General features: G+C 51.6%; 8 protein-coding genes. All 8 read right to left on the reverse strand.

Translation table 11 applies throughout. The features are described 5' to 3' along the window. Position 1 precedes the first annotated feature (1 nt). A complete protein-coding gene (rpoB, locus tag FU672_RS23405; RefSeq protein WP_148245048.1) occupies positions 2 to 4030 on the reverse strand; it encodes a DNA-directed RNA polymerase subunit beta in 4029 nt (1342 codons plus the stop codon). 319 nt (positions 4031 to 4349) lie between these two features. Then, on the reverse strand, positions 4350 to 4715 hold the full coding sequence (gene rplL / locus FU672_RS23410; protein WP_006176746.1) for a 50S ribosomal protein L7/L12: 366 nt from the start codon (positions 4713 to 4715) through the stop codon (positions 4350 to 4352). Between the two features lie 66 nt (positions 4716 to 4781). Beyond that, positions 4782 to 5279, reverse strand: coding sequence for a 50S ribosomal protein L10 (gene rplJ / locus FU672_RS23415; protein ID WP_005132895.1), 498 nt, complete (start codon positions 5277 to 5279; stop codon positions 4782 to 4784). Between the two features lie 290 nt (positions 5280 to 5569). After that, the gene (gene rplA / locus FU672_RS23420) at positions 5570 to 6274 is read right to left on the reverse strand and encodes a 50S ribosomal protein L1 (RefSeq protein ID WP_006176745.1); all 705 of its coding nucleotides are present in this window, start codon (positions 6272 to 6274) and stop codon (positions 5570 to 5572) included. Positions 6275 to 6277: 3 nt separating this feature from the next. Then, a complete protein-coding gene (gene rplK / locus FU672_RS23425) occupies positions 6278 to 6706 on the reverse strand; it encodes a 50S ribosomal protein L11 (RefSeq protein ID WP_148245049.1) in 429 nt (142 codons plus the stop codon). 156 nt (positions 6707 to 6862) lie between these two features. Then, the gene (nusG, locus tag FU672_RS23430) at positions 6863 to 7408 is read right to left on the reverse strand and encodes a transcription termination/antitermination protein NusG (RefSeq protein ID WP_002438628.1); all 546 of its coding nucleotides are present in this window, start codon (positions 7406 to 7408) and stop codon (positions 6863 to 6865) included. Between the two features lies 1 nt (position 7409). Then, entirely contained in the window at positions 7410 to 7793 is a 384-nt protein-coding gene (gene secE / locus FU672_RS23435) for a preprotein translocase subunit SecE (RefSeq protein WP_014068449.1), read from the reverse strand. A gap of 228 nt (positions 7794 to 8021) precedes the next feature. Beyond that, on the reverse strand, positions 8022 to 8129 hold a 108-nt coding region (locus FU672_RS23440; protein ID WP_072109227.1), incomplete at its 5' end, for an EF-Tu C-terminal domain-related protein.

Here is an 8129-nt window from a genome sequence, read left to right on the forward strand (position 1 = left end):
ATTACTCGTCTTCCAGTTCGATGTTGATACCCAGCGAACGAATCTCTTTCAACAGTACGTTGAAGGATTCTGGCATGCCCGGTTCCATCTGATGGTTGCCGTCCACGATGTTTTTATACATCTTGGTACGACCGTTCACGTCATCAGACTTAACGGTGAGCATTTCCTGCAGGGTGTATGCCGCGCCGTATGCTTCCAGCGCCCACACTTCCATCTCCCCGAAGCGCTGACCACCGAACTGAGCCTTACCACCCAGCGGCTGCTGAGTAACCAGGCTGTAAGAACCGGTAGAACGAGCGTGCATCTTGTCGTCGACCAGGTGGTTCAGTTTCAGCATGTACATGTAACCTACGGTTACCGGACGCTCGAACTGTTCACCGGTACGGCCGTCAAACAGCGTAATCTGACCAGACGTTGGCAGACCACCCAGTTGCAGCAGCTCTTTAATTTCAGCTTCTTTCGCACCATCGAAGACTGGCGTTGCGATTGGCATACCTTTTTTCAGGTTCTCAGCCAGGCGCAGCACTTCTTCATCGCTGAAGGTATTCAGGTCGACTTTCTGACGAACGTCGGTACCCAGATCGTAGGCACGCTGGATGAATTCGCGCAGTTTCGCGACTTCTTCCTGCTGCTTCAGCATGGCGTTAATCTTGTCGCCGATACCTTTCGCAGCCATACCCAGGTGGGTTTCCAGAATCTGACCGATGTTCATACGAGACGGTACGCCCAGTGGGTTCAGTACGATATCTACCGGCGTACCGTTAGCATCGTGCGGCATATCTTCGATCGGGTTGATCTTAGAGATAACACCCTTGTTACCGTGACGACCTGCCATCTTATCACCAGGCTGGATCTGACGTTTAACGGCCAGATACACCTTAACAATCTTCAGCACGCCTGGTGCCAGATCGTCGCCCTGAGTGATTTTGCGGCGTTTCGCTTCGAGTTTTTTCTCGAACTCGTGTTTCAGTTCGTCATACTGCTCAGCCAGCTGTTCCAGCTGATTTTGTTTCTCTTCGTCGGTCAGGCCCAGTTCCAGCCAGCGATCGCGTGGCAGTTTGTCGAGCTTCTCAGCTTCAACGCCACCGGCAACCAGCACCGCATAGATACGGCTGAACAGACCCGCTTCGAGGATCTGCAGTTCTTCAGACAGGTCTTTCTTAGCCTGTTTGAGCTGCATCTCTTCGATTTCCAACGCACGCTTATCTTTCTCAACGCCGTCACGGGTGAAGACCTGAACGTCGATAACCGTACCGGAAACGCCGTTTGGTACGCGCAGAGAAGAGTCTTTAACGTCAGACGCTTTCTCACCGAAGATGGCACGCAGCAGTTTCTCTTCTGGCGTCAGCTGGGTTTCACCTTTCGGTGTTACCTTACCAACCAGAATGTCGCCGCCGGTCACTTCCGCACCGATGTAAACGATACCGGATTCATCCAGTTTGGAGAGCGCAGCTTCACCCACGTTAGGGATGTCAGCGGTGATCTCTTCTGGCCCCAGCTTGGTGTCACGGGACACACATGCCAGTTCCTGAATGTGGATGGTGGTGAAACGATCTTCCTGAACCACACGCTCGGAGACGAGGATGGAGTCTTCGAAGTTGTAACCGTTCCACGGCATGAACGCTACGCGCATGTTCTGACCGAGCGCCAGTTCACCGAGGTCGGTGGACGGACCGTCTGCCAGCACGTCGCCGCGCTCAACTGGCTCACCCAGAGACACACAAGGCATCTGGTTGATACAGGTGTTCTGGTTAGAACGGGTGTATTTGGTCAGGTTATAAATGTCGATACCTGCTTCGCCCGGATACATCTCGTCTTCGTTAACTTTGATAACGATACGGGATGCATCGACGTACTGAACAGTACCGCCACGTTTAGCAACTGCAGTAACACCGGAGTCAACGGCAACAGCACGTTCCATACCGGTACCAACCAGCGGCTTATCAGCGCGCAGAGTTGGAACGGCCTGACGTTGCATGTTCGCACCCATCAATGCACGGTTGGCGTCATCGTGTTCCAGGAACGGGATCAGGGACGCACCGACGGATACCACCTGCTGGGTGGAAACGTCCATGTAGTCAACCTGGTCACGGCTGAACAAGCTGGATTCGCCTTTGCTACGGCAGGTAACCAGATCTTCTACAAAGTGGCCTTCGTCATCCAAGTTGGAGTTCGCCTGAGCGATAACGTAGTTGCCTTCTTCGATAGCAGACAGGTAGTGGATTTCGTCGGTTACAACACCGTCAGTCACTTTACGGTACGGGGTCTCGAGGAAACCGTATTCGTTCGTCTGTGCGTACACGGACAGGGAGTTGATCAGACCGATGTTTGGACCTTCAGGCGTTTCGATTGGACATACGCGACCGTAGTGCGTCGGGTGTACGTCTCGAACTTCAAAGCCTGCGCGTTCACGGGTCAGACCGCCTGGGCCGAGTGCAGAGATACGACGTTTGTGCGTAATCTCAGACAGCGGGTTGTTCTGGTCCATGAACTGAGACAGCTGGCTTGAACCGAAGAACTCTTTCACTGCTGCAGAAATCGGCTTGGCGTTGATCATATCCTGAGGCATCAGGGTATCCAGATCGCCCAGAGACAGACGCTCTTTCACCGCACGCTCTACACGTACCAGGCCAACGCGGAACTGGTTTTCCGCCATTTCGCCTACGGAACGGATACGACGGTTGCCGAGGTGGTCGATATCGTCCACTTCGCCTTTGCCGTTACGGATATCGATGAGCTTCTTCATCACTTCGATGATGTCGTCTTTGCTCAGGATACCGGAACCTTCGATTTCGTCGCGCAGCAGAGAACGGTTGAACTTCATACGACCAACCGCGGACAGATCGTAGCGGTCTTCGGAGAAGAACAGGTTCTCGAACAGGCTTTCCGCCGCTTCGCGAGTTGGTGGCTCACCAGGACGCATCATGCGGTAGATTTCTACCAGCGCGCTCAGACGATCGGTGGTTGGGTCGACGCGAATAGTCTCAGACATATACGCGCCGTGGTCCAGATCGTTGGTGAACAGCGTTTCGATACGTTTGTGGCCAGACTGGCTCAGCTTAGCCAGCAGATCCAGGCTCAGCTCCATGTTCGCTGGGCAGATCAGCTCACCCGTTGACTCGTCAACGTAATCTTTCGCGGCTACTTTTCCTGCAATGTACTCAACCGGAACTTCGATGAGTTTGATATCATCTTTTTCCAGCTGACGGATGTGGCGCGCGGTGATACGGCGACCTTTTTCCACGTACACTTTGCCGTCGGCTTCGATGTCGAACGACGCGGTCTCACCACGCAGACGTTCCGGCACCAGCTCCATCTGCAGCTTGTTGTCGCGGATTTCAAAGATCACTTTCTCAAAGAACAGGTCGAGGATCTGTTCAGTGGTGTATTGCAGCGCACGCAGAATGATGGTTGCAGGCAGCTTACGACGACGGTCGATACGGACAAACAGGTTGTCTTTCGGATCGAACTCAAAGTCCAGCCATGAACCACGGTAAGGAATGATGCGTGCGTTATACAGTACTTTACCGGAAGAGTGTGTTTTACCTTTATCGCTGTCGAAGAAGACGCCCGGGCTACGATGCAGCTGGGAAACGATAACACGCTCAGTACCGTTGATGACGAAAGTACCGTTGTCTGTCATGAGTGGAATTTCACCCATGTAGACTTCTTGTTCTTTAATGTCTTTTACGGTGCCTTCCGGCGCTTCGCGCTCGTAGATCACCAGACGCAGTTTTACGCGCAGCGGTGCGGAATAGGTCACGCCACGGATCTGACATTCCTGAACGTCAAACACCGGTTCGCCAAGGCGGTAGCTGACGTACTGCAGCTCGGAGTTACCGCTGTAGCTCTGAATCGGGAACACGGAGCGGAAGGCTGCTTCCAGACCGTACTGCCCTTCAGGATCTTGCTCGATAAACTTCTGGAACGAGTCAAGCTGGATAGAAAGGAGATATGGAATGTCCAGAACTTGTGGACGTTTACCAAAATCCTTACGAATACGTTTTTTCTCGGTATAGGAGTAAACCATAGGGTTCCTCAGCTCGCTGACAAGTCGACCCATCTGTCCGACGAAGGGACAGTTTGTGCAACACCATTTTGTGGACCGGAAAATTGAATACTTTCCGCAATACCTGTTGCTATCACGCTTAAATCATTTCGTCGCGATTTACACAGAGCGAGCACCCTGTCGCAATATATTAAGTCGTCGATAGAAACATGCATTGTCAGGACAACCAGCAGTCAAACAGTGTGAAATGCTACTGATGCCTTACAGCGCAAAAAGGCTGGTGACTAAAAAGTCACCAGCCATCAGCCTAATGACTTAGGCTGCAACCAGAAAAGTTGGCTTATTTAACTTCAACTTCAGCGCCAGCTTCTTCCAGAGATTTTTTCAGTGCTTCTGCGTCGTCTTTGCTCACGCCTTCTTTCAGCGCAGCTGGAGCAGATTCTACCAGGTCTTTAGCTTCTTTCAGACCCAGGCCAGTTGCGCCACGTACTGCTTTGATAACAGCAACTTTGTTAGCGCCAGCAGCTTTCAGAATTACGTCGAATTCAGTTTTTTCTTCAGCAGCTTCAGCCGGGCCCGCAGCTACAGCTACAGCAGCAGCAGCAGAAACACCGAATTTTTCTTCCATTGCAGAAATCAGTTCTACAACGTCCATTACGGACATAGCTGCAACTGCTTCAATGATTTGATCTTTAGTGATAGACATTTAAATTGTTCCTGAAAATCAGAATAAGTTTATACGTAAGCAAATGCTTTATAAAGATAACTGCGATTAAGCAGCTTCTTTCGCATCGCGAACAGCAGCCAGAGTGCGAACCAGTTTGCCAGCCGAAGCTTCTTTCATGGTTGCCATCAGGCGTGCAATTGCTTCTTCGTAGGTCGGCAGGGTTGCCAGGCGATCGATGTTCGATGCCGTGATCAACTCACCTTCAAAGGCTGCAGCTTTGACCTCAAATTTTGCATTCGCTTTCGCGAACTCTTTGAACAGACGAGCAGCAGCGCCCGGGTGTTCCATAGAGTATGCAATCAGGGTCGGACCAACAAACGTGTCTTTCAGGCACTCGAACTGAGTACCTTCAACTACGCGACGCAGCAGGGTGTTACGAACAACACGCATGTATACGCCAGCTTCACGACCTGCTTTACGCAGTTCAGTCATTTTGTCTACAGTAACGCCACGGGAATCCGCAACTACTGCAGACAGCGCGCCTTTGGCTACTTCGCTGACTTCAGCAACAATCGCTTGTTTGTCTTGAAGATTTAAAGCCATTAGCTTTGCTCCTGGATGTTTGCCGGAACTCATGTTCCGGAACTCACTTCACTCTTCCTAACGGAAAGAGCGTCTTAATACGGTGAGCAGAAACAAGCCAGAGTATCCAAAAATAATCTTAGCGTTCTGTCACCGTCTACGCAGGGGATTAAGTCTCTTGCGAAACACCTGCGGTCTTCGACGGAGGCCTGGATAGGCCAGGCTCCAACGAACAAATCTTTTAGCCGCTAACTTTCGTTAGCAAACGTGGGGGTAAGATTGTAGACAAAATCACCGCCCACGTAAAGGCATTAGTTTGCAGCAGCGCTCAGGCCAGCCTGGTCAACTGCAACACCTGCACCCATGGTGGTGGAGATGCTAACTTTCTTGATGTACACACCTTTCGCCTGAGTTGGTTTCGCTTTTTTCAGCGCAACCAGCAGAGATTCCAGGTTTTCTTTCAGTTTGTCAGCGTCAAAGTCCACTTTACCGATGGTGGTGTGGATGATGCCGTTTTTGTCGTTACGATAACGAACCTGACCTGCTTTAGCGTTCTTAACCGCTTCAGCAACGTTAGGGGTTACAGTACCAACTTTCGGGTTTGGCATCAGGCCGCGTGGACCCAGAACCTGGCCCAGCTGGCCAACAACGCGCATTGCATCTGGAGAAGCAATAACAACGTCAAAGTTCATTTCGCCTTTCTTGATCTGATCAGCCAGATCTTCCATACCTACCAGTTCAGCGCCGGCAGCTTTAGCAGCTTCAGCGTTTGCACCCTGAGCAAATACAGCTACGCGAACGGAACGGCCAGTACCGTGTGGCAGTACAGTTGCGCCACGAACGTTCTGATCGGATTTACGCGCGTCGATGCCGAGGTTAACGGCAACGTCAACGCTTTCAACGAACTTAGCAGTTGCCAGTTCTTTCAGCAGAGCGATAGCTTCGTTGATGTCGTACTGTTTGGTCGCATCAACTTTGTCACGGATCACGGACATGCGCTTGGTCAGTTTAGCCATTTCTTAGTCCTCCACTACCAGGCCCATGGAACGTGCAGTACCTTCGATTGAGCGAGTCATCGCTTCAATGTCGGCACCAGTCATGTCGGCAGCTTTGGTCTGCGCGATTTCCTGCAGCTGAGCGCGGGAAATTTTACCCACTTTCTCTTTGTTCGGTTTACCGGAACCAGACTTGATACCAGCCGCTTTCTTCAGCAGAACAGCTGCTGGAGGGGTTTTGGTAACGAAAGTGAAAGAACGGTCAGCGTAAACAGTGATTACGACTGGGATTGGCAGACCTTTTTCCAGGGATTCGGTTTTGGCGTTGAACGCTTTACAGAATTCCATGATGTTCACACCCTGCTGACCCAGAGCTGGACCAACTGGTGGACTTGGGTTCGCCATACCAGCTGCAACCTGCAGCTTGACGTAGGCTTGTACTTTCTTAGCCATTCTAAAATCCTCTGATTGGGTAATAGCGCCTCAGTAAGGCTCCCCGTGAATAAAATTCGTTTTACGGGCCGGGGCCCATAAAAACAAAAGGCGCGAAATTGTATTCCAATCTCGCGCCCTGTGCAACGATTAAATCGCCGCTTTTTTGATCGCTGCTTAGGCTTTTTCGACCTGCGCAAAGTCCAGTTCTACCGGGGTCGCACGACCGAAGATAGAAACAGAAACTTTCAGGCGGGACTTCTCGTAGTCCACTTCTTCAACGACGCCGTTAAAGTCAGCAAACGGACCGTCGCTAACACGAACCATTTCACCCGGTTCAAACAGCGTTTTAGGACGCGGCTTATCACCCACCTGCTGCAGGCGGTTCATAATCGCATCAACTTCTTTATCGCTGATTGGCGCCGGACGGTCAGACGTGCCGCCGATAAAGCCCATCACGCGCGGTACGCTGCGCACCAGGTGCCAGCTCGCGTCGTTCATCACCATCTGAACCAGCACGTAACCCGGGAAGAATTTACGCTCGCTTTTGCGACGTTGGCCGCCACGGATCTCAACCACTTCTTCGGTCGGAACCATAACTTCGCCAAATAACTCTTCCATGTTGTGTAATTTGATATGCTCACGCAGCGACGTTGCTACGCGGCCTTCAAAACCGGAAAACGCCTGAACGACGTACCAACGCTTTTTAGGGGCTTCAGACATCTTAGAACCTCAGGCCAGTAATAAAGGAAACCAGGCGAACCAGAATACCATCCAGTCCCCACAGGATCAGTGACATTACAGCGGTAACCGCCGCTACGATCAGCGTTGTGTGCAATGTTTCCTGGCGAGTCGGCCAAATGACCTTGCGGACTTCGGTACGCGCTTCACGTGCAAAAGCAACGGTTGCTTTACCTTTAGTCGTCAACAGCGCGACACCGCCCGCTGCAGCAATCAGAATCACCACTGCCAGCGCGCGGAGCGGCAGCATCATGTCACGATAAAGATAGTTGCCAACGATTGCCACAATCAGCAGCACGGCGACAGCGACCCACTTCATCGCTTCCAGGCCGCGCCCGCTCCCTTGAGCTTCGGTATTCGCACTCATAAACCAACCTGTCAGAAGAATTCTACAAATAATTTCACCCCGCGATTGCGAGGCGACCAAATCGATACGCTTAATCCCTTTATGGATTATACGCTCTCTGCAGAGCCTGTCTCAGCAATGATTATGACAAAAAAAATCACTGATGAGCCAGGTTCTGATGTGAAAGCGTGCAAAAAGGGCATCAAATGATGCCCTTTTCATGCGCATTGCGTCAAATGTTATCAGCAATTAGCTGAGAACTTTAGCAACCACGCCCGCACCAACGGTACGGCCGCCTTCACGGATTGCGAAACGCAGACCGTCGTCCATCGCGATTGGGTGGATCAGCGTCACAAC

The sequence above is a fragment of the Enterobacter asburiae genome (assembly GCF_008080435.1).
Lineage (GTDB): Bacteria > Pseudomonadota > Gammaproteobacteria > Enterobacterales > Enterobacteriaceae > Enterobacter > Enterobacter asburiae_C.

What these genes read in the sequence shown, in the direction of transcription:
- rpoB (WP_148245048.1), bottom strand. Translation starts at nt 4,030, where the DNA reads ATGGTTTACTCCTATACCGAGAAAAAACGTATTCGTAAGGATTTTGGT.
- rplL (WP_006176746.1), bottom strand. Translation starts at nt 4,715, where the DNA reads ATGTCTATCACTAAAGATCAAATCATTGAAGCAGTTGCAGCTATGTCC.
- rplJ (WP_005132895.1), bottom strand. Translation starts at nt 5,279, where the DNA reads ATGGCTTTAAATCTTCAAGACAAACAAGCGATTGTTGCTGAAGTCAGC.
- rplA (WP_006176745.1), bottom strand. Translation starts at nt 6,274, where the DNA reads ATGGCTAAACTGACCAAGCGCATGTCCGTGATCCGTGACAAAGTTGAT.
- rplK (WP_148245049.1), bottom strand. Translation starts at nt 6,706, where the DNA reads ATGGCTAAGAAAGTACAAGCCTACGTCAAGCTGCAGGTTGCAGCTGGT.
- nusG (WP_002438628.1), bottom strand. Translation starts at nt 7,408, where the DNA reads ATGTCTGAAGCCCCTAAAAAGCGTTGGTACGTCGTTCAGGCGTTTTCC.
- secE (WP_014068449.1), bottom strand. Translation starts at nt 7,793, where the DNA reads ATGAGTGCGAATACCGAAGCTCAAGGGAGCGGGCGCGGCCTGGAAGCG.